Below are 20,583 nucleotides of genomic sequence, written 5' to 3'. Positions count from 1 at the left end.
AACCACCAACCACCAACCACCAACCACCAACCACCAACCACCAACCACCAACCACCAACCACCAACTACAACTTCAAAGGCCTCGCATACCCCGTCATCTCCAGATACCCCTTCCCCACCACCACCCCCTCCCGCACCAACTCCGACAACCCCTCCCAGTAGATAGCCCCCGTAGACGCACTGCTATCGAGCTCCTGGTTGTCCAGCAGACTGCGCACCAGGAACACCCCCACAGGCGTCTGCACCCGCCACTGCACCGGATACCGCGCCCCGCTCACAGGACTCGTCCACCACCGCTCAGCCGAGAACACCACCTCGGCCGCATCGAACACGCGGGGCGCCTGCCCAGGAGCGCGGAACGACCCACCGGCCCACAGCGCAGACCCATCCGCGCGCCGCAACCGGAACGCTGTGAGCGCACTGCCATCCAGCAGGTTCATCCCGATCCAGTCCCACCCCTGCGCCTCGGGGTGCAGCAGCGCCTCGCTCCACTCGTGGTCCATCCAGGCGCGGCCACTGCCCGGGTCGATGGCCATGCGCTTGCCATCGAGCACGATGGTGCCGCCCACGGCCAACTGCGGCTGGCTGTAGTAGTAGCTGGCCTGGGTGCTCTCGGGGCCCTTGCGCGACAGGCCTTCGCGGCCCTGCAGCAGCACGGGCTGGGTGGCGTTGAATTGCAACTGCAGGCCGAAGTGCTCGCCCTCTATGCGCGCGGTGTAGCGGCCGCCCCCGCCACCCGGCAGGTCGCTGCGCACCAGGCTCCAGTCCTGCAGTCGGATGGCTGTGTCGGATTCACTCGCCTGGGCCACGCCGAAGCCTGCGCGGGCGATGCGCTGGTCGTGGTGCAGGCGCTGGCCCTTCAGATCGGTGAGGGCGGCATGCGCGAACAACAGGTGCTTTGCGGCAAAGGCCGACTGGATGCCTTGTGCGGCGTCCACGCGCGAGCGGAAGAACGTGACCTGGAAGCCCCATTCGCGGCCGCCCGTCTGCGCATGACCGGTGATGTACCACCACTCGGTGCGCTGCTCGGGGTGGCTGCCGTGGTCGCGGGGGAAGGCCAGGGTGCGGGCAGGCAGTGCCTGGGTGCGGCCGCTCCACGCGCTACCCAGGGCACCGGCCAGGCCCAATACGAGTGCCTTGCGGCGCGAGGGTGCGGGAGGTATGCCAAAGAGCATTGGGTACGGCGGCATGCGGCCTGCCTCAGTCCATCAGCGCCTGTACCTTGCGCTGTGCCTCGGTGCAGTCGCCGAAACTCCGGGCCACCCAATCGGCGTCGAAGTACGTGGGCAGGTAGCGCTCGCCTGCGTCGCACAGCAGCGAGAGGATGGAGCCCTGCTCCCCGCGCTCGCGCATTTCTCTGGCCAGCGTGAGCATGGCCACGAAGTTGGTACCAGTGGAAGGCCCCACGCGGCGTCCGAGCAGCTGCGACAGCGCCTGCATGGCGGCCACCGACTCCACGTCGGCCACTTCCTGCATGCGGTCCACCAGGGTGCGGATGAAGCTCGGCTCCACGCGCGGGCGGCCGATGCCCTCGATGCGCGAGCCGGGTGCGGTCAGCGTGGCATCGCCCGTGCGGTGGTAGGCGCTGAACACCGAGCCCGCGGGGTCGGCCACGCAGACCTCGGTGGTGTGCTGCTGGTAGCGCAGGTAGCGGCCGATGGTGGCACTGGTGCCGCCCGTGCCCGCCCCCACCACGATCCAGCGTGGCACGGGGTGGGGCTCGCGCGCCATCTGGATGAACATGCTCTCGGCGATATTGTTGTTGCCGCGCCAGTCGGTGGCGCGCTCGGCATACGTGAACTGGTCCATGTAGTGGCCGCCCGTCTGCTCGGCGATGGCGCGGGCCTCTTCGTACACCTGGCCTGCGCTGTCCACGAGGTGGCAGCGCCCGCCGTGGAACTCGATCTGCGCGATCTTCTCGGGCGAGGTGCTGCGTGGCATCACGGCCACGAAGGGCAGGCCCAGCAGGCGTGCGAAATAGGCCTCGCTCACGGCGGTGGAGCCGCTCGACGATTCGACCACGGTCGAGCCCTCGCTGATCCAGCCATTGCACAGCGCATACAGGAACAGCGAGCGCGCCAGCCGGTGCTTGAGGCTGCCCGTCGGATGGGTGGACTCGTCCTTGAGGTACAGGTCGATGCCGTGCGCGCCATACGCGGGCAGGCGCAGCGGGATCAGGTGCGTGTCGGCACTGCGCTGGTAGTCGGCTTCGATGCGGGCGATGGCGTTGTGCAGCCAGGCGCTGGCATGCACGGGCGGCAGGGTCTTGGTGGCAGCGGTCATGAAGGGATTGTCTCGCAGTGCCTGCGGCCGCCCCACCGGGCTTACCAGTCTTCCTTCACGGCCATCACCGCATCGCGCCCGGCAGCGGCCCGCCCGGCGAGCCAGGCCGTCACCGTGCCCGAGACCACTACGGCCGCGCACAGCGCCGCCAGCCGCCAGGGCGGGATGCGCAGGTCCATGGTCCAGTGAAAGCTCTGCGGGTTCACCACTTGCACCAGCACCACCGACACGGCCAGGCCCAGCAGCAGGCCCGCGACCGCGCCCACCCCGGTCCAGGCCGCGCCCTCGGCGGCCACCACGGCCAGGATCTGGCGGCGCGTGAGGCCCAGGTGTGCCAGCAGCCCGAACTCCTTGCGCCGCGCCAGCACCTGGGTGCTGAAGCTCGCGGCCACGCCGAACAGGCCGATGCCGATGGCCACGGCCTGCAGCCAGTAGGTGACGGCAAAGCTGCGGTCGAAGATGTGCAGCGAGCGCTCGCGGATCGCGCTGGCGGACATGAATTCCAGGGGCAGCGTGCCGGTGCCACCGGTCGCTGCCAGGTCACGGATGGCTTGCTGCAAGGCCGCCAGGTCGGCCCCTTCCCGCGGCCACAGGGCCAGGTCGCTGGTGCGCGCATCGCCCGTGAGACGCAGGTAGTCCGCCCGGTCCAGCGCCACCGCGCCCGACTGGCGCGCGTAGTCGCGCCAGACCCCGGCGATGAAGAAGCGCGGTGCATCCACCTTGGTGCTGAAGGCCCGCGACAGCCCATCCCACTGCATGCCCGGAGCCAGGCCATAGAGGTCCACCACGGCCTCGCTGATGTAGATGCCCATGCTGCCCGCAGGCACCGGCAGGGCCGTGCCCACCAGCGGCAGCTGGCGTGCCGGGTCGGCACCCAGCGGGCGGCTGATGAGCATGAGCGCAGGGCGCGAGGGGTCGAGCTGCAGGGGGCTGGCGCGCAGCGGCTGCACGCGCGCCATGCCCGGCAGCTGTGCCACGGCCTCGGCAAAGCCGGCGGGCAGCAGGGCCGCTTCGCTGCCCGCCCCGCCCAGGGCCGAGCGCACATACAGCGGCGAGGGCAGCACCCCGTCGAGCCACTGTGCGACCGAGCCGCGAAAGCTCGAGACCATCACCGTCAGTGCCACGGCCAGGCTCAGGCTGGCCACCACACCGCCCACGGCAATCGCGGCGCTGCCGCGCATGCGGCGCGCGCGCTCCAGCGCCAGCAGGGGCAGGGCGTGCTTCGCGGCCAGCGGCTGCAGCCGCGCCAGCAGCGCCGCCATGCCGCGGGGCAGCAAGGCGATACCGCCCACGAGCAGCAGCGCAATGGCGCCGTAGGCCGCCAGCGGAATGCCGCCCCAGGGCGGAGCGAAAGACAGCGCCACGCCTGCCAGCACCAGGGCCAGGCCCACGCTGCCCCGGTCGGCCCGGGCGCTGGCGCCGCCCAGGCCCTTGAGGGTTTGCGCGGGTGGCAGGCTCTGCGCTGCGCGCGCCGGCCACCAGCCACCGGCCAATGCGGCGGCAATGCCCAGCGCGCCGTAGATGGCTGCGGCCGGCGCGCTCCACTGCAACGCCGGCTGCACGCCCGCGAAGTAACCGCCACCCAGGTCGCCGCCCAGCAGGCGCAGTGCCGCCGCAGCCAGGCCCGTGCCCAGCGCGATGCCTGCCACGCTGCCCAGCACGCCCAGCGCCGCCGATTCGGCCAGTACCAGGGCCAGGCGCTGGCGCGGCGTGGCACCGAGCACGGCCAGCAACGCGAACTGCGGCCCGCGCTGGGCCACGCTGAGCGCCAGCACCGAAAACACCAGGAAGGCCCCTGTGAACAGCGCCACCAGCGCCAGCACCGTGAGGTTGACGCGGTAGGCGCGCGACAGGTTGCTGATGCGCTGCGCCGCGTCGCCGGGCTCGGCCAGCAGGGCCTGGGCCGGCCAGCCGGGCAGGGCGCGCAGCCCCTGCGCGAAGGCCGTGCGGTCGGTACCGGCCTGCAGCTGCAGATCGATGCGGCTCAACTGGCCGCCGCGGCCGAACAGGTCCTGCGCGGCACCGATGTCCATCACCGCCAGCGGCGCACCGCCCGCGCCCACGGTGCCCGCCACGCGCACGGCCAGGCGCTGCTGGCCGGTGTGCAGCGTGATCTGCGGCAGGGGGGGGCCGGCCGCGCCGGACGGTGCGGTGGACAGGCCCAGCGCCTGCAGCGCCGAGGGGTTGAGGAACACAGTGTCCGGCGCAAACAGTGCAAGGCGGTCCGCCCGGGCCCAGGGGCGCGGCATGAGGGCCGGGGCCATGCCGGGCAACAGCAGGGCATCGGCCCCCAGCACGCGCAGCGGCACACGCGCGGCCTGGGCCCCCGAGGCCCCGGCGGGCGCCGCCACGGCCGACAGCTCCAGCACCGGGCTGGCCCGTGCCACCTGCGGGTGCGTGGCCATGCGCTCGTACCAGGCTTCGTCCAGATGGCCCTGCATGGCGCGCAGCTCCAGGTCGGGCTGGCCGTTGACGGCGCGCACCGCCTGCGAGAACTCGTCGAGTGCCGAGGCATTGATCACATGCACCGCAAAGGCCAGCGCCACCCCCAGCATCACGGCGACCACGGCCGCCAGGCTGCGCCAGGGGTGGTGGCGCAGGTCCTGCCAGGAGAAGGTGCGCAGCAGGGCAAGCATGGCAGGTTGTGGCTGCGGTGTCAGCCCGCGCCGATGCCGCCGCTGGTCAGCCGCAGCACCCGGTCGGCGCGTGCGGCCGCAGCGTCCGAGTGCGTGACCAGCACCAGCGAAGCGCCGTGTTCGCGTGTCTGCGCGAGCAGCAGGTCCATCACCCGCGCGGCGGTGGTGGGGTCGAGGTTGCCCGTGGGTTCGTCGGCCAGCAGCAGGGCGGGGCGGTGCACCAGGGCGCGGGCGATGGCCACGCGCTGCAGCTGGCCACCGCTGAGCTGCTGGGGCAGGCGCGCGCCCAGGTCCGCCAGGCCCACGGCCGTGAGCATCTGCTGCACGCGCGCGGGTTCGTTCTGGCCCAGCAGCATCAGCGGCAGGGCCACGTTCTGCGCCACGTCCAGGTGCGGCAGCACGTGGAAGGCCTGGAACACGAAGCCCACCTGCGCACGCCGCCACAGCGCGCGCGCCGTGTCGTCGAGCGCGCCCAGCTCGGTGCTGCCGTGCGTGATGCGCCCAGTGTCCCAGGTATCCAGGCCCGCCAGGCAGTTGAGCAAGGTGGACTTGCCCACCCCCGAGTCCCCCACGATGGCCACGAACTCGCCGGGCTGCACGGCAAAGTCGACACCGGCGAACACCGTGGCCTCGCCATAGTGCTTGCCCAGGCCGCTGACGGTGAGCGTGGCCGTCATCATGGCGCGGCAGTATCCAGCCGCGCCAGCACGGCCTGCACCAGCGCCGCCGTGGCATCGGGCTGGTCGCAGGCGATGGCATGGCGCGCGGGCATGCTGCGCAGCCAGGTGATCTGGCGCTTGGCCAACTGGCGCGTGGCGGCGATGCCGCGCTCGCGCAGGCTGTCCAGGGGGAAGTGGCCGTACAGGCTTTCCCAGGCCTGGCGGTAGCCCACGCAGCGCATGGAGGGCAGGTCCGGGTGCAGGTCGCCGCGCGCGTGCAAGGCCTTCACCTCGTCCAGAAAACCGGCCGCGAGCATGGCATCGAAGCGCAGGGCGATGCGCGCATGCAACCACGCGCGGTCCCCGGGCTCCAGGCTGAACAGGGCGGTGCTGGCCGCCAGGGGGCTGGGTGCCCGGTCCTTGGCCAGGTGGAAGCTCGACAGCGGCCGGCCCGAGACATGCCACACCTCCAGCGCGCGCTGGATGCGCTGGCTGTCGGCCGGCGCCAGCCGCGCCGCGGTGACCGGGTCCACGCGCGCCAGCTCGGCATGCAGCGCGGGCCAGCCCTGCTCGGCGGCCTGGGCTTCGATGCGTTCACGCACGCCGGGGTCGGCGGCGGGCATGTCGTCGATGCCGTCGAACAGCGCCTTGAAGTACAGCATGGTGCCGCCCACCAGCAGCGGCAGGGCGCCGCGCGCGCGGACCTCGGCGATGAGCCGGGTGGCGTCCTGCACGAACTCGGCCGCGCTGTAGGCCTGCAGCGGATCGCGGATGTCGATCAGGTGGTGCGGCACGGCGGCCAGCTCGTCCGCCGTGGGCTTGGCGGTGCCGATGTCCATGCCGCGGTAGACCAGGGCCGAGTCCACGCTGATGATCTCCACCGGCATGCGCGGTGCCAGCACGGCCGCCAGCGCCAGGGCGCCTGCGGTCTTGCCCGAGGCGGTGGGGCCGGCCAGCGCGACGGCTGGAAGGTGCTCAGGCGCGCTCACCCGGGTCTCCGAATTTCTGCACCAGTGTCCACGAGAGCACGGCCAGCACCACCGACCAGAACCAGATGCCGTTGACCAGCGGCCACACCGTGCCATCCAGGCGCAGGCCCAGCCAGGCGCCGATGCCGAAGGCCGCCAGCATCATCATGAAGCCATTGAGCGCCGAGGCCACGCCGGCGGCCTGCGGGAACGGCCCCACGGCACCACTTTGCCCGCAGGGCTGGTGGATGCCATGGGCCAGCATGAACAGCGAGAACGGCAGCAGCAGGGCCACCGGGTGGTGCCAGCCCAGGAAGGCGACCAACGCCATCAGCGTGCCCCCCGCCAGGCTCAGGCCGCCTGCGATGGCCACCGAGCGCTTGAGGCCGAAGCGGGCCAGCAGCCTGCGGCACAGGAAGGTGCCAGCGAAATAGGCCACGCAGGCCGACGCCATGGCACCGCCGTACTGCGTGCGCGACAGGCCCAGCACGTCGATGAAGACGAAGGACGAAGACGCGAGAAAGGTGAACAGCCCGCCATAGGTGGCCGTGGTCTGCAGCGAGAAGGCCCAGAAGGTCGGGGTGCGCAGCACGTGCAGCCAGGTGGCCACCAGGGTGGCGGGCTGCAGCGCGCGCGGGTTGCGGTGCACCAGGGTTTCGGGCAGGCGCAGGGCCACCAGGGCCAGCGTGGCCACGGCATACACCGTGAGGGCCGAGAGCGAGGCGCGCCAGCCCAGCCACTCGGCCAGCAGGCCGCCCAGCGGCGCGCAGATGCAGGCCACGAAGCCCAGGCCGGTGAGCGCCTTGGACATGGCGCGCGCGCCCTCCAGCGGGGTGTACAGGTCGCGCACGATGGCACGTGCGCACATCACCACCGAGCCCATGGCCGCCCCCTGGGCGATGCGCCACAGGATCAGCAGCGACATGTTGGACGCCAGCACGCTGCCGATGGAGGCCACGGTGTAGATGGACAGGCCCACCAGCAGGATGGGCCGGCGGCCGAAGCGGTCCGACAGCGGGCCCCAGACCAGCTGCGAGGAGCCGAAGGCCAGCAGCAGGCCGCTGAGCGTGAGCTGGGCCACGGACACGGACGAGCCGAGGCTGCGCGTGAGTGCCGGCAGCGCGGGCAGGTACAGGTCGGTGGTGACGGGCTGGATGCTCAGCAGCAGGGCCAGGATCAGGATGGCCAGCGCCGGGGAAATGGCAGCGGGCGCGGACGGATGGCCGGCGATGGCGGAGGGGGCAGACATATCTGTCTGAGCGTACCAGATGGGTCGGGACAAACCCGCAGACGGGGCTTTCGCGTCGCTTGCACGACATTGGCAGGCCAGTGCGCGCCCTACAGTGACCGCGGCACTGGACGCCGGGCGCGGTGCCACCCCGACCACAACAACAGGAGACAAGCGCATGCGCGGCAGCCATCACCCCACGAACCCTTCCCCATTTCGCAACCCCCTGACCACCCTGGCCCGTGCGGCGCTGGGGCTGTTGCTGGGCACGGCCCTGGCGGCCGCCCACGCGCAGGCACCCGCCGCGGCGCCGGCCCTGCCCGCGCCCGAATCGGTCTCGCTCGACAAGCTCGGCTACATGGGCACTTTCCCGCCCGAAGGCGCGCAACGGGTGGACCTGAGCAACTCCTACAAGTACCCGCAGATGCGCTGGGCCCTGCAGCACCTGCGCGAGCTGCAACCCACGCGCAACATCCGCCGCGGCGCGGCCCCGGCATCGGCCCTGCCGGCCGATCCGCGCCCGCTGGGTGCGTTCTCGTTCGACGACGACAAGGGCCAGCCCATCACCGTGGACCAGTGGCTCACGCGCACCTACACGGATGCCATCGTCGTGCTGCACAAGGGCAAGGTGGTCTACGAGCGCTACGACAACCAGATGAAGCCCTGGACGCCGCACCTGCTGTTCTCGGTCACCAAGTCCTTCACCGGGCTGATGGCGGCCCAGCTGGCGCACGAGGGCAAGATCGATCCCGAGGCACTGGTCACGAAATACGTGCCCGAACTGGCCGATTCGGCCTGGGGCGAGATGAAGGTGCGCGAGGTCATGGACATGACCGGGGGCGTGCGCTTTCGGGAGGTCTACACCGATCCCACGACCGAGATCTTCGGCTACAGCTGGTCGGCCGGCATGCTACCGCGCCCGCCGGGCTACCAGGGCGCGACCAACATCTACGACTTTCTCAAGACCCTCAAGAAGGAAGGCGAGCACGGCGAGGGTTTTGTCTACCGCACCGTGCATTCCGAGGTGCTGGGCTGGATCGTCTCGCGCGCCACGGGCAGGCACTGGGCCGAGCTCATGGGCGAGAACATCTGGCAGAAGCTGGGCATGGAGGAGGATGCCCACGTGATGGTGGACAGCGTGGGCACGCCGCTGCAGGGCGCGGGCCTGAACGCCACGGCCCGCGACCTGGCGCGCTTTGGCGAAATGCTGCGCCAGGGCGGAACCTTCAACGGCCAGAAGATCTTCGACAAGGCCGTGATCGACGACACGGCCAAGGGCGGCGACCGCAGCAAGTTCCAGTTCCGCGGCATCCAGACCGCGCGGCCCGGCTACAGCTACCGCAACCAGTGGTGGGTGCTGCACAACGCCGACGGTGCCTACGAGGCTTCAGGCATCCATGGGCAGATGGTGCATGTGAACCCGGCGGCCGAGATGGTGGTCGTCAAGCTCTCCTCGCACCCCGTGGCCAGTGCGGCCGCCACGCATGCGCTCACGCTCAAGGCGTGGTCGGCGCTGGCGCAGGCCGTTCGGCGTTGAGGCCCACGATGGGCGCGGGATCGCCCTCGTAGCCGGGGGGCGAGAGCCGGAACAGCGAGACCAGGGCCTCGCGGTAGAGGTCCATGCCTACGTCGTTGGTGTTGTGGTGCGAGCCACCCTCCACCAGCACGAAGCGCTTGGGCTCCTGGGCCGCCTCGTAGAGCTTGCGCCCGAGCGCCGGGGCGATCAGGCTGTCCTTGCTGCCATGCACCACCAGCAGGGGCGAGCCGATCTCCGAGACCTTGCGCACCGATTCGAAGCGCTGGGTGATCAGGGCCGACACCGGCAGCCAGCCCCACTTGAAGGTGCTGAGCACCTCGGCGATGCTGGTGAAAGTGCCTTCCACCATCACGCCCTTCTCGTCCTTGACCTCGCGCGCCAGGTCGATGGCGATGGCGCCGCCCAGCGAGTGGCCGAAGAGGTAGCGCGGCGCCTGGGGGTGGCGCTCGGCGAGCCAGTCCCAGGCGGCGCGCGCGTCCTCGGCGGCCATGGCCTCCGAAGGCAGCCCGGCGCTGCTCTGGCCGAAGCCTCGGTAGTCGATGGCCAGCACCGAAAACCCGAGCGCGTGCATGCGCCGGATGCGGGGCGACGAGCCCGCCACGTTCCAGCGCGCACCGTGCAGGTACAGCAGCACCGGGGCGTCGGCCCGCTCCGCCGGCATCCACAGCCCGTGCAGGCGCTCGGCCTTGTCCGTGGCGCGCGATGCGAAGTCGATCCACACGTCCTGCATGCCCTCGGTCACCCCCGTGCCGCCCCAGCTGCGGTTGCTGGGCTGGAAGATCCATTCGCGCTGCTTGGCATCCAGGGTGGAACAACCTGCGCTGACCGCCAGGGCCAGCACCAGGGAGAGCAGGAGGGCGGTGCGTTTCATGGGTGGGACTGACTCGTGTGCGGACCAGAAAGTTCTGTTTTCCATTGCATGCATCGTGCCTGTTACGCAAAAGGGAGGCCAAGCCTCCCTTTTGTTACCTATTTACCGCTTTTGACGGGATTTTGGACGCTGTTGCGGTTTACACCACGCCCTGTGCCAGCATGGCGTCGGCGACCTTCACGAAGCCCGCCACGTTGGCGCCGTCCACATAGCTCACGCTGCCATCGGCACGCTTGCCGTAGCGCAGGCAGGCGGCATGGATGCCCTGCATGATCTGCAGCAGGCGGGCGTCCACTTCCTCGCGGGGCCAGGACAGGCGGGCCGCGTTCTGGCTCATCTCCAGGCCCGAGGTGGCCACGCCGCCCGCGTTGCTGGCCTTGCCAGGGGCGTACAGTACGCCCGCCGCCTCAAAGGCCTTGGCGGCCTCGATGGTCGAGGGCATGTTGGCACCTTCGGCCACGCAGACCACGCCGTTGCGGATCAGCACGGCCGCGTCGTCTGCGTCCAGCTCGTTCTGGGTGGCGCAGGGCAGGGCCACGTCCACCGGCACATGCCAGGGGCGCACGCCGGCCTCGAACTTCGCACCCGTGCGGGCCGCGTAGTCGGCCACACGGCCATAGTGGTGGTTCTTCACGTCCATCAGGATGGCCAGCTTTTCCGTGGTGAAGCCCTCCTCGTCGATGATGGTGCCGCTGGAATCGGACACCGTGACCACCTTGGCACCGAGCTCCAGCGCCTTTTCCACCGCGTACTGCGCCACGTTGCCCGAGCCGGACACCGAGACGCGCAGGCCGTCGAAGCTGCGGCCCTTCTGCTTGAGCATCTCGGCCGCGAAGTAGACCGTGCCGTAGCCCGTGGCCTCGGGCCGGACCAGCGAGCCGCCGAACGACAGGCCCTTGCCCGTGAACACGCAGTCGGCCCGGTTGCTGAGCTTTTTCATCATGCCGGCCATGAAGCCCACCTCACGCCCGCCCACGCCGATGTCGCCGGCCGGCACGTCCGTGTCCGCGCCCACATGGCGGAACAGCTCGGACACGAAGGCCTGGCAAAAACGCATCACCTCCCCGGGGCTCTTGCCCTTGGGATCGAAGTCGGATCCGCCCTTGCCGCCGCCCATAGGCAGGGTGGTCAGGGCGTTCTTGAAGGTCTGCTCGAACGCCAGGAACTTGAGCACCGACAGGTTCACCGAGGGGTGAAAGCGCAGGCCGCCCTTGTACGGGCCGATGGCCATGCTGTGCTGGATGCGGTAGCCGCGGTTGACCTGCACCGTGCCGTGGTCGTCCACCCAGGAGACGCGGAACATCACCACGCGCTCGGGCTCCACCAGGCGCTCCAGCAGGCCGTGTTCAGCGTAGCGTGGGTGCTGGGTGATGAAAGGCCAGAGACTTTCCGTGACTTCTGTAACGGCTTGCAAGAACTCGGGTTGGTGGGGGTTGCGCTGCGCCACCTGCGCCAGGAAACTGCCTGCGGACTCGTGCTTCATGTCAGAGAGATGTCTTTCTAGAAAGAGAGGGTGGGAGAAGCCCGGCAAAGGCCCGGACAGCTTGGTCATGTCAAAAAAACATGACATCATGCATTTGGATGCACTGTTTTGGGGATTATGACGCTTTGATTGCACCAATTTGAGGCAATGGTGTTGTGTGTTGCAGGTGCCACCCCCCGTAATGCAGTGCGTCATGCAGATGTCACACGCCGACCCCACAGTTCGGCGATTCCAATCCATGAATGAGGAGAAGACGATGCACAACAACGGTTTGAAGACCGCTCCCCTGGCGCTGATCGCAGCCCTGGCCCTCACGGCCTGCGGTGGCGACAACGATTCCAAGTACCCCACGCTCAATGGCGCCACCCCCCTGGTCGTGGGCCACCGCGGTGCCAGCGGCTACCTGCCCGAGCACACGCTGGAGAGCTACCGCCGCGCCATCGAACTGGGTGCCGACTTCATCGAGCCCGATCTCGTGGCCACCAAGGACGGCGTGCTGATCGCGCGCCATGAGCCCAACATCACGGCCACCACCGACGTGTCGCAGCGCCCCGAGTTCGCCAGCCGCAAGACCGAGAAGACCGTCGACGGCGTCAAGGAGCAAGGCTGGTTCGCGAGCGACTTCACCCTGGCCGAGATCAAGACCCTGCGCGCCGTGCAGCCCATGGCCGACCGCGACCAGTCCAACAACGGCAAGTTCCTGATCCCCACCTACGAGGAAATCATCGAGCTGGCCAAGACCGAAGGTGCCAAGGCCAACCGCACCGTGGGCGTGTACACCGAGACCAAGCACCCGACCTTCCACGTGGGCCTGAACCTGGCGCTCGAAGACCGCCTGCTGGCCATCCTGGCCAAGAACGGCTACACGGCCAAGAACTCGCCCGTCATCATCCAGTCCTTCGAGGTCGCCAACCTCAAGTACCTGCGCAGCAAGACCCAGGTGCGCCTGGTGCAGCTGGTGGACGCCGATGACGTGAAGGCCGATGGCAGCATGTCGCTGGTCGCCCCCTACGACAAGCCCTACGACTTTGCCGTGGCCGGCGATGCCCGCACCTTCGCCAGCCTGCTGACCCCGGCCGGCCTGAAGGAAGTCAAGACCTACGCCGATGGCATTGGCCCCTGGAAGCCGTACCTGATCCCATCGAAGCAGGTGGACGCCAACAACGACGGCAAGCCCGACGACCTGAACGGCGACGGCATCATCGACAACCGCGATCGCGTGATGCTGCCCCCGACCGACGTGGTGAAGAACGCCCACGCCGAAGGCCTGTTCGTGCACCCCTACACCTTCCGCAGCGAACCCAAGCAGCTGGCCTCGGACTTCAAGGGCGACCCCAAGGCCGAGTACAAGCTGTTCTTCAACCTGGGTGTGGATGGCCTGTTCAGCGACTTCCCCGACCAGGCCAAGGCCGCTCGCGACAATTGAGCCCCCTGAGGCGCTGCGCGCCATCCCCCCAAGGGGGGACGCTCCCAGCGCGGCGGGGAGGCCCTTGCGCGGGAGCGCTGGCCTTCGGCAGCGCCGGTTTTTCCGGTTTTGCCCCTTGCGATCACTTTGTCGGCCCCTTCGGGGCCGATTTCTTTTTTACGATCTCGAATGCCGTCCCATTGCGGCAGGGTTGGTCTCAGAAGCCGCGCCGGATACCCGCGCTCAGCAGGGTATGACCCTGCTGTCGGCCGATGCTGCCGTCGAGCTGCCACTGGGGCGCCCATTCCCACCGGGCCCCGGTCTGGAAGGTGGGCGCGCTGCCGCGCTGGCCGAAGGCCTCGGCGTGCACGGTGACGGGGCCGAGTGCGCGTTCCACGGCAAAACCCCAGGCGGGGGCCCAGTGCCGCTCGGGCATGCGCAGTGCGCCCAGATTGGCGTGCAGGGCACCCCAGGGGGTGGCGCAGGTGCCGATGAGGTTCAGCCCCAGGGTGGTGCGGCCGGGGGCGTGGCGGGTGCGCACTGCGCCGATGCTGCTGGCGGCGTTGCAGCCCTGCTCCTGCGACGGGCTCCACAGCCATTTGGCCTGCAGGCCCTGCAGGGTGGCGTGGCCGCCCAGGTCGCGGGCCAGCACGCCGCCCAGTTCGACCCCCTGCCAGGGGGAATAGGCTGGGGCCAGGTAGGCGGTGCCCTTGGCGCCCCGGGCACCTTCCCACCAGGTTTCCAGCTGGCCCCCGGTGGGCTCGGCCACCCCGGCATCGTCCACGCTCAGCGGGCGGCCTGCCTCTGCCGGCAGTGCGATGGCCAGGGCGGCGGCAGCGGTGCTCCACCAGCGGGCTTGCCGGGGGAGGGTTCGGGCCGGGCCCGGTCGTCGTGGGTGGCTGTGCATGGTGGTGCTTGGCTGCGGAGCACGCCGGTGCGGGCTGCTCCGTTGGCTATCTCTGTCTGTGCAGTCACTAACTAACGAACACTAACGCCCGCGCAGGAACAGCGCGTCCAGCTCGCGCATGGTCAGCTGGCGCCAGGTGGGGCGGCCGTGGTTGCACTGGTCGGATCGGTCGGTGGTCTCCATCTGGCGCAGCAGGGCGTTCATCTCGTCGAGGGTGAGCCGGCGGTTGGCGCGCACCGCGCCATGGCATGCCATGGTGCCCAGGATCTCGTTGCGTGCGCGCTGCACCACGGTGGTGGCGTCGTGCGCTGCCAGCTCGGCCAGCACGCTGCGCGCCAGTTCCACGGGGTCGCCCTGGGCCAGCGTGGTGGGCACGGCGCGCACGGCCAGGGTCTTGGGCGAGAAGGGCACGACCTCCAGGCCCAGCATGGCCAGCACGTCGACCGAGGCCTCGGCCGTGGCCACCTCTTCGGGCGTGGCCGCAAAGGTGGCAGGGATCAGCAGCGGCTGGCTGGCGATGCGCGCCCCGCTGTCCACCTGGGATTTCAGGCGCTCGTAGACGATGCGCTCGTGCGCGGCGTGCATGTCCACGATGACCATGCCCTGGGCGTTCTCAGCCAGGATGTACACGCCGTGCAACTGCGCCACGGCCCGGCCCAGGGGCCAGGCGGACTCCTGGCCATCGCGGCCCACGGGCAGGGGCGCATCGCCCGCCGCGCGCTGCTGGGGCCATGGCATCGCGGGGGGGGCCGTTGCGGCAAGGCTGCTGCCAGCAGGGAATGCCGGGCGCTCGGTGACCGCGGCATCGGCCTGCGCGGCCGCATTGCCGGCGAAGCCGGTGCCCGGGGCCGGGGTAGTGGTGGCGGACGGCGTGCCCCACAGTGCCTGCAGGTCCGTCACGCGGTGGCCCACCACCGGCTCGTCGAAGCGCATGGCGGACTGGGCGCGCCAGTCGGGCAGCGGTGTCTTGGCCAGGGTGAAGGGGGCCTGTTCGGTGGCTGCGAGTGCCGTATCGGCGGCCAGGGCTGCAGCAGCCAGTGCGGCAGCGCGCGGGGCGGCGAGGGCATTCTCCACGGCATGGCGCACGGCCTGGTGCACCTCGCGGCTGTCGCGAAAGCGCACCTCGATCTTGGTCGGGTGCACGTTCACGTCCACGCGGGCCGGGTCGATCTCGACGTACAGCGCATACACCGGCTGCTTGTGGCCGTGCAGCACGTCTTCATAGGCGCTGCGCGCGGCATGCGTGAGCACCTTGTCGCGCACGAAACGGCCGTTCACATAGCAGTACTGGTGGTCGGCGCGCGAGCGTGCCGCATCGGGCAGGCCGGCGCGCCCGGTCACGGTGACGGCACCCGAGCGGTGCTGCACGGCCACCGACTGGGTCACGAAGTCTTCGTCCAGCACGTCGGACAGGCGCCGGGCCAGCGCATCCTGCGCATCGCCCTGGCCCGGTACGAAGGTGGCCCGCCACTGCTCGACCAGCTTGCCCTCGTGCCAGATGGCAAAGCCCACGTCGGGCCGTGCCAGCGCATGGCGGCGCACGGACTCGATGCAGTGCGCGAGCTCCGTGGAATCGGTCTTCAGGAACTTGCGCCGGGCCGGGGTGGAAAAGAACAGCTCCTTGACCTCCACCGTGGTGCCCGTGGCGCGCGCGGCGGGGCGCAGCTCGCCGCTGCGCGCATCCAGCAGAAAGGCCGTGGCCTGGCTGGCCGGGCGCGACAGCAGCGACATCTCGGACACCGAGGCCACGGCGGCCAGGGCCTCGCCGCGAAAGCCCATGGTGGCCACGGTCTCCAGGTCGGTGAGGTTGGTGATCTTGCTCGTGGCATGGCGGCGCAGGGCCACCGGCAGCTCGTCCTGCGGGATGCCGCCGCCATCGTCCTCCACCGTGATCAGGCGCACGCCGCCAGCCGACAGGCGCACGATGATCTGGGTGGCCCCCGCGTCCAGGGCGTTGTCCACCAGTTCGCGCACCACGGAGGCGGGGCGCTCGACCACCTCGCCGGCCGCGATCTGGCTGATCAGCTCGTCGGGCAGGTCGCGGATGGGACGGCGTGCAGTGGGGATGTCGGCAGCAGAGGAGGGGAGGGCGGTGGAGGTCACCCGAGGGATTTTAGGTCGGGTTGCCGTGGGGACTTGCCGGCAGGGGCAGGAGGCCGGTGGGGATAATGCGCGCTGCCTTCACCAGACCCGGACCCCATGGAACTCATCACCTTCCTGATCGACTTCATCCTGCACGTGGACAAATACCTCGAGATGTTCGTGCAGAACTACGGGCCCTGGGTCTATGCGCTGCTGTTCATCATCGTTTTCGTGGAGACGGGCGTGGTGGTCATGCCCTTCCTGCCCGGCGATTCGCTGCTGTTCATCGTGGGCGCGCTGTGCGGCGCGGGGCTCATGAACTTCCCGCTGGCCTGCGTGGTGCTGATCGTGGCGGCCATCCTCGGGGACCAGTGCAACTACTCGATCGGGCGCTACTTCGGGCCCAAGGTCTTCCAGTGGGAGGACTCGCGCTGGTTCAACCGCCGCGCCTTCAACCAGGCCCATGAGTTCTACGAGCGCTATGGCGGCGTCACCATCGTGATCGCGCGCTTCATGCCCTTCATCCGCACCTTTGCGCCCTTCGTGGCCGGCGTGGCCGAAATGTCGCGCAGCAAGTTCACCGCGTTCAATGTGGGCGGTGCCCTGCTGTGGGTGCTGGGCATTGCCACGGCGGGTTATTTCTTCGGCAACTTCGCCTGGGTCAAGGAAAACCTGGACAAGATCATCTGGGCCATGATTTTCATCCCCGGGCTGATCGCCATCTTTGGCGCCTGGCGGGCCGGGCGCAAGGCCAAGGCCCTGGCCTGAAGTAAAACACCCCCTGAGTCGCTTCGCGCCTTCACCCCCCTCCCGACTCGCTGCGCGAGTCGGGAGGGGGACGCCCCCAGCGCGGCGGGGCGGCCCTTGCGCGGGGGCACTGGCTTGGGCCGCGCCAGTTTCATGCCCGCGGTTGGCGCGTAGCGCAATGAACCACTGATAACGGTCGCCCCAACGAAAAAGCGCCGGCCATTGTGAGATGGCGGCGCTTTTTTCATGGCCGCGGTGGGGCGGCGAGGACGGCGGCTTAACGGCGATAGCGGCGCTGGTCGCGGTCTTCGCCGATTTCGTGGCCCACCAGGGCACCGGCGGCTGCGCCGCCGATGGTGCCCACGGGGCCGCCGAAGATGGCATTGCCGGCGGCACCGCCGACCACGGCGCCGACACCGGTACCGACCTGTGCATTGGTGGGGTTGGAGGCGCAACCGCCCATGGCCAGGGCGGCGGTGGCGGATGCGGCGACGAGAAGGGTTCGAAGGGTGGTGGTCATGGCAGGATTCCTTTGCAGTGGGTGGAGTCAGGCCTGGAAGTCCCAAAGCCCGTGGGCGTTCGGTGTTCGACCTGTGCCTCTACTGTCATGCGCCAGGTGTTTTTGCGGTGTAGGTACCCGGGGGCAGCGGCTGTAGGACCCTGTCCGGGCGGCATGTCCCCCGTAAATCGTTGCGCAAGGGGAACGCCGGGCGCGTTTCGAGGGCCAGGCGGTGCCACAGGAGCGTTATGCTGCGTTCATTCGAGCACCTGCAGCGCTGCTGCCGCGATGCGGCCATAACAAGCAAGGAGACAACCACCATGGGCAACCCCGCACTTCCATCACCCCGCAGCAACGGCAACGGGGGAGGCCAGCTCACCGTGGCCCAGCAGATCAGCTTGGTCGTGGCCCTGGCGGCAGCCGTGCTCGTCGTCGTGCTGGCGCTCAGCCTGGTGCGCGTGCAGCACCTGGGTGCCACGGTGGACCACCTGGCCAGCGAGCAGGTGGAACGCCTGCAGCTGGCGCTGCGCTGGCGCAGCAACATCGCGGTCAATTCCACGCGCGTGTTCTCGGTCGTGCAGTCCGACGGCGACGACCTGCAGAACTTCTTCAAGGACCTGATCGCGGCGACCACGGCCGACACCTCGCAGGTGCAAAAGCGCTACACCGAGCTCGAGACCAGCCCCGAAGGGCTGCGCATCCAGGAAGAGCTGGCCACGGTGCGCAAGCCCTACCTGGAAACCCGCGACAAGGCCCTGGCCCTCAAGAAGGCGGGCGACATGGCGGCCGCCAAGTCGTTTGCCATGTCCACCTTCGTCCCCGTGGTCAACCAGTACAACGCGGTGGCCGACAAGATGGTGGCCTACCAGGTCCAGCGCTCGGCCGACCAGGCCGCCGAGGCGTCGGGCCTGATCCGCTCCTACCGCACCACGGTGCTGGTGGCCGGCGTGGTGGGCCTGGCGCTGCTGATGCTGCTGTCCTGGGTGGTGGTGCAGCGCATCCGTGCCTCGCTCCACGGCGTGGCCGTGGTGGCGCGCAACATCGGCGAGGGCGACCTGTCGCAGCCCATCGCCGTGCAGGGGCGCGGCGAGGTGGCCGAGATGATGCAGGCCATGCAGCACATGCAGACCTCGCTGGTGCGCATCGTGGGCGCCGTGCGCCAGAGCAGCGACTCCATTGCCACCGGCTCCAGCGAGATCGCCATGGGCAACGCCGACCTGAGCCAGCGCACCGAAGAGCAGGCCAGCAACCTGGAGGAAACGGCGGCCTCGATGGAAGAGATCACCAGCACCGTGAAGAACAATGCCGACACCGCGCGCAAGGCGGCCACGCTGGCCGGCACCGCATCGCAGGCGGCGGTCAAGGGCGGCGAGGTGGTGGGCCAGGTCGTGGCCACCATGCAGGACATCTCGGTGTCGTCGAAAAAGATCACCGACATCATCAGCGTGATCGACGGCATCGCCTTCCAGACCAACATCCTGGCCTTGAACGCTGCGGTGGAAGCGGCCCGCGCGGGCGAACAGGGCCGGGGCTTTGCCGTGGTGGCCAGCGAGGTGCGCAGCCTGGCCGGGCGCAGCGCCGAAGCCGCCAAGGAGATCAAGTCGCTGATCGGCGCCAGCGCCGAGCGCGTGGACAACGGTACCCGGCTGGTGGCCGATGCCGGCAGCAGCATGGAAGACATCGTGGCCCAGGTGCAGCGCGTGAGCGACCTGATCGCCGAGATCTCCAGCGCCACGGGCGAGCAGACCATCGGCATCGGCCAGGTCGGCGAGGCCGTGACCCAGCTCGACCAGGTCACGCAGCAGAACGCCGCGCTGGTGGAGCAGAGCGCCGCCGCGGCCGACAGCCTCAAGCACCAGGCCGCGCGCCTGGCCGAAATCGTCAGCGTTTTCCGTTTGGCCTGAGTTCAGCCAGGCACCAGGCAGATCGTCAGCAGCACCGACGAATCCTTGACGGCCTTGAGCGCATGCGGCGAGCGCGGCGCCAGGTGCACGAAGTCACCGGGCTGCATGAGCTGCACCGACTCGCCGGCATGGAACTCCACCGCGCCTTCCAGGCACTGCACGGTGGCCTCGCCCTGGGTCTGGTGCTCGCGCATGGCCTTGCCTGCGGGCAGCACCACGCGCATCACCTCCAGCTGGCCGGCCTTGAGGATGGCCGAGGTAGTGGCGCCGGCCAGTTGCGCGCCCAGGGGGCGCACGCTGGCCACTTCTCCGGATTGTGCGTGGGGCAGTGCCATGGTTCTTCTCCTTCACCGGGGTCGTGGATCGTTGGGTCCCACTGTGCCCGTGAAGGCCGAATGAAGCAAGCCACACCCCCGTGAAGGGCGTGCCGGCCTACGCCGCTACACCGAGCGGCTGCGTGCCAGCGGCGGGTTCTTGGCGAAGTAGCGCGTGATGCCGCGCATCAGCGCGTCGGCCAGCTGCACCTGGTAGGCGCTGCTGCGCAGCTTGGCCTCTTCCTCGGGGTTGCTGATGAAGGCCGTTTCCACCAGCACGCTGGGGATGTCGGGGGCCTTGAGCACGGCGAAGCCCGCCTGCTCCACGCGCGGCTTGTGCAGCTTGGCCATGTTGCCGATCTCGCCCAGCAGCACGCTGCCGAGCTTCAGGCTGTCGTTGATCTGCGCCGTGGTGCTCATGTCCAGCAGCATGCGCTGCACATGGCGGTCCTGGCTCTGCACGTTCAGGCCGCCCACCAGGTCGGCCTGGTTCTCCTTGTTGGCCAGCCAGCGCGCGGCCGTGCTCGATGCGCCGCTCTGGCTCAGCGCGAACACGCTGGCGCCGCGCGCTGCCGGCGTGGTGAAGGCATCGGCGTGGATGCTCACGAACAGGTCGGCCTGCACGCGGCGGGCCTTTTCCACACGCGTGCCCAGGGGCACGAAGAAGTCGCCATCGCGCGTGAGAAAGGCGCGCATGGGGTTGCCGCCCACCGTGGTGGCGTTGATGCGGTCGCGCAGCAGGTGGGCCACGCGCAGCACCACATCCTTCTCGCGCGTGCCGCCGGGGCCGATGGCACCGGGGTCCTCGCCACCGTGGCCAGGGTCGAGTGCGACGATGATGATGCGGTCGGTCTGCGTGGGCGTGGCGCGGTTGCCGCCTTTCGCGGGCGGGGCCACGGCCACGGTGGGGGGTGGGGCCGGGTCCGCGGGGGCGGCCGGTGCCGGGCCGGGGCGGTTGGCGCGCTGGGCGATCAGATCGCCCAGGGGGTCGCTCTCGGCCGATGGCGGGGCCGGCGCGGCTGCAGGCGGGCGGGCGACCGGTGCCGGGGCTGCGGCAGGC

17 protein-coding genes are annotated in these 20,583 nt (G+C 69.8%); 4 read left to right on the top strand and 13 right to left on the bottom strand.

Going from position 1 to position 20,583, the window contains the following annotated elements; translation table 11 throughout:
- Positions 1–65: 65 nt before the first annotated feature.
- Genes PMI14_RS17550 through PMI14_RS17525 form a run of 6 tightly spaced genes read right to left on the bottom strand, consistent with a single transcriptional unit; the run spans position 66 to position 7,795 of the window.
- Positions 66–1,190, bottom strand: a complete 1,125-nt coding sequence (locus PMI14_RS17550; protein WP_007856584.1) for a lipocalin-like domain-containing protein — start codon at positions 1,188–1,190, stop codon at positions 66–68.
- A 10-nt stretch (positions 1,191–1,200) separates the two neighbouring features.
- Entirely contained in the window at positions 1,201–2,283 is a 1,083-nt protein-coding gene (locus tag PMI14_RS17545) for a PLP-dependent cysteine synthase family protein (protein ID WP_007856582.1), read from the bottom strand.
- A gap of 41 nt (positions 2,284–2,324) precedes the next feature.
- Complete coding sequence (locus PMI14_RS17540; RefSeq protein WP_007856580.1) at positions 2,325–4,919, bottom strand: FtsX-like permease family protein; 2,595 nt, start codon at positions 4,917–4,919, stop codon at positions 2,325–2,327.
- A gap of 20 nt (positions 4,920–4,939) precedes the next feature.
- Entirely contained in the window at positions 4,940–5,596 is a 657-nt protein-coding gene (locus PMI14_RS17535) for an ABC transporter ATP-binding protein (protein ID WP_035204320.1), read from the bottom strand.
- On the bottom strand, positions 5,596–6,567 hold the full coding sequence (gene miaA, locus PMI14_RS17530) for a tRNA (adenosine(37)-N6)-dimethylallyltransferase MiaA (protein WP_007856578.1): 972 nt from the start codon (positions 6,565–6,567) through the stop codon (positions 5,596–5,598). Before miaA ends, PMI14_RS17535 begins: the two co-directional genes overlap by 1 nt.
- Entirely contained in the window at positions 6,554–7,795 is a 1,242-nt protein-coding gene (locus PMI14_RS17525) for a multidrug effflux MFS transporter (protein ID WP_007856577.1), read from the bottom strand. The genes miaA and PMI14_RS17525 overlap by 14 nt, the downstream gene beginning before the upstream one ends.
- Before the next feature lie 157 nt (positions 7,796–7,952).
- Between PMI14_RS17525 and PMI14_RS17520 the strand changes: the two genes are divergently transcribed.
- Positions 7,953–9,311 (top strand): serine hydrolase, encoded by a 1,359-nt coding sequence (locus PMI14_RS17520; RefSeq protein WP_007856576.1) that lies wholly within the window; start codon positions 7,953–7,955, stop codon positions 9,309–9,311.
- On the opposite strand, the gene PMI14_RS17515 is transcribed toward PMI14_RS17520, so the two are convergent.
- On the bottom strand, positions 9,271–10,182 hold the full coding sequence (locus PMI14_RS17515; RefSeq protein WP_007856575.1) for an alpha/beta hydrolase: 912 nt from the start codon (positions 10,180–10,182) through the stop codon (positions 9,271–9,273). The genes PMI14_RS17520 and PMI14_RS17515 overlap by 41 nt on opposite strands.
- Positions 10,183–10,321: 139 nt before the next feature.
- Positions 10,322–11,665, bottom strand: coding sequence for an NADP-specific glutamate dehydrogenase (gene gdhA, locus PMI14_RS17510; protein WP_035204318.1), 1,344 nt, complete (start codon positions 11,663–11,665; stop codon positions 10,322–10,324).
- Between the two features lie 256 nt (positions 11,666–11,921).
- Here gdhA and PMI14_RS17505 point away from each other — a divergent pair, with 256 nt between their 5' ends.
- Entirely contained in the window at positions 11,922–13,091 is a 1,170-nt protein-coding gene (locus PMI14_RS17505) for a glycerophosphodiester phosphodiesterase (RefSeq protein WP_007856573.1), read from the top strand.
- A 196-nt stretch (positions 13,092–13,287) separates the two neighbouring features.
- Here PMI14_RS17505 and PMI14_RS17500 read toward each other — a convergent pair whose 3' ends face one another.
- Positions 13,288–13,977: a hypothetical protein gene (locus PMI14_RS17500; protein ID WP_007856572.1), complete on the bottom strand. Its 690-nt coding sequence runs from the start codon at positions 13,975–13,977 to the stop codon at positions 13,288–13,290.
- A gap of 81 nt (positions 13,978–14,058) precedes the next feature.
- On the bottom strand, positions 14,059–16,080 hold the full coding sequence (gene mutL, locus PMI14_RS17495) for a DNA mismatch repair endonuclease MutL (protein ID WP_007856571.1): 2,022 nt from the start codon (positions 16,078–16,080) through the stop codon (positions 14,059–14,061).
- Positions 16,081–16,176: 96 nt separating this feature from the next.
- Here mutL and PMI14_RS17490 point away from each other — a divergent pair, with 96 nt between their 5' ends.
- Positions 16,177–16,827 (top strand): DedA family protein, encoded by a 651-nt coding sequence (locus PMI14_RS17490; RefSeq protein WP_007856569.1) that lies wholly within the window; start codon positions 16,177–16,179, stop codon positions 16,825–16,827.
- Positions 16,828–17,083: 256 nt separating this feature from the next.
- Here the strand turns inward: PMI14_RS17490 and PMI14_RS17485 are convergent, their stop codons facing one another.
- Positions 17,084–17,326 (bottom strand): glycine zipper 2TM domain-containing protein, encoded by a 243-nt coding sequence (locus PMI14_RS17485; RefSeq protein ID WP_007856567.1) that lies wholly within the window; start codon positions 17,324–17,326, stop codon positions 17,084–17,086.
- 299 nt (positions 17,327–17,625) lie between these two features.
- Between PMI14_RS17485 and PMI14_RS17480 the strand changes: the two genes are divergently transcribed.
- A complete protein-coding gene (locus tag PMI14_RS17480; RefSeq protein WP_007856566.1) occupies positions 17,626–19,209 on the top strand; it encodes a methyl-accepting chemotaxis protein in 1,584 nt (527 codons plus the stop codon).
- 2 nt (positions 19,210–19,211) lie between these two features.
- Here PMI14_RS17480 and PMI14_RS17475 read toward each other — a convergent pair whose 3' ends face one another.
- Positions 19,212–19,544 carry a cupin domain-containing protein gene (locus PMI14_RS17475; protein WP_007856562.1) on the bottom strand — a complete coding sequence of 111 codons (333 nt, stop codon included), beginning with the start codon at positions 19,542–19,544 and terminating at the stop codon, positions 19,212–19,214.
- Positions 19,545–19,649: 105 nt separating this feature from the next.
- Positions 19,650–20,583, bottom strand: a 934-nt coding sequence (locus PMI14_RS17470) for an N-acetylmuramoyl-L-alanine amidase (RefSeq protein WP_007856561.1), incomplete at its 5' end; no start/stop codon positions are given.

The organism is Acidovorax sp. CF316, assembly GCF_000276605.1.
Lineage (GTDB): Bacteria > Pseudomonadota > Gammaproteobacteria > Burkholderiales > Burkholderiaceae_C > Acidovorax.
This window is presented reverse-complemented; position numbering and strand designations above follow the sequence as displayed.

Excerpts from the sequence above, each read along its gene's own strand:
- gdhA (WP_035204318.1), bottom strand. The coding sequence starts at position 11,665 with ATGAAGCACGAGTCCGCAGGCAGTTTCCTGGCGCAGGTGGCGCAGCGC.
- PMI14_RS17505 (WP_007856573.1), top strand. The coding sequence starts at position 11,922 with ATGCACAACAACGGTTTGAAGACCGCTCCCCTGGCGCTGATCGCAGCC.
- PMI14_RS17490 (WP_007856569.1), top strand. The coding sequence starts at position 16,177 with ATGGAACTCATCACCTTCCTGATCGACTTCATCCTGCACGTGGACAAA.
- PMI14_RS17485 (WP_007856567.1), bottom strand. The coding sequence starts at position 17,326 with ATGACCACCACCCTTCGAACCCTTCTCGTCGCCGCATCCGCCACCGCC.
- PMI14_RS17525 (WP_007856577.1), bottom strand. The coding sequence starts at position 7,795 with ATGTCTGCCCCCTCCGCCATCGCCGGCCATCCGTCCGCGCCCGCTGCC.
- PMI14_RS17480 (WP_007856566.1), top strand. The coding sequence starts at position 17,626 with ATGGGCAACCCCGCACTTCCATCACCCCGCAGCAACGGCAACGGGGGA.
- PMI14_RS17545 (WP_007856582.1), bottom strand. The coding sequence starts at position 2,283 with ATGACCGCTGCCACCAAGACCCTGCCGCCCGTGCATGCCAGCGCCTGG.
- PMI14_RS17535 (WP_035204320.1), bottom strand. The coding sequence starts at position 5,596 with ATGACGGCCACGCTCACCGTCAGCGGCCTGGGCAAGCACTATGGCGAG.
- PMI14_RS17550 (WP_007856584.1), bottom strand. The coding sequence starts at position 1,190 with ATGCCGCCGTACCCAATGCTCTTTGGCATACCTCCCGCACCCTCGCGC.
- PMI14_RS17515 (WP_007856575.1), bottom strand. The coding sequence starts at position 10,182 with ATGAAACGCACCGCCCTCCTGCTCTCCCTGGTGCTGGCCCTGGCGGTC.
- PMI14_RS17520 (WP_007856576.1), top strand. The coding sequence starts at position 7,953 with ATGCGCGGCAGCCATCACCCCACGAACCCTTCCCCATTTCGCAACCCC.
- PMI14_RS17475 (WP_007856562.1), bottom strand. The coding sequence starts at position 19,544 with ATGGCACTGCCCCACGCACAATCCGGAGAAGTGGCCAGCGTGCGCCCC.
- PMI14_RS17500 (WP_007856572.1), bottom strand. The coding sequence starts at position 13,977 with ATGCACAGCCACCCACGACGACCGGGCCCGGCCCGAACCCTCCCCCGG.
- PMI14_RS17540 (WP_007856580.1), bottom strand. The coding sequence starts at position 4,919 with ATGCTTGCCCTGCTGCGCACCTTCTCCTGGCAGGACCTGCGCCACCAC.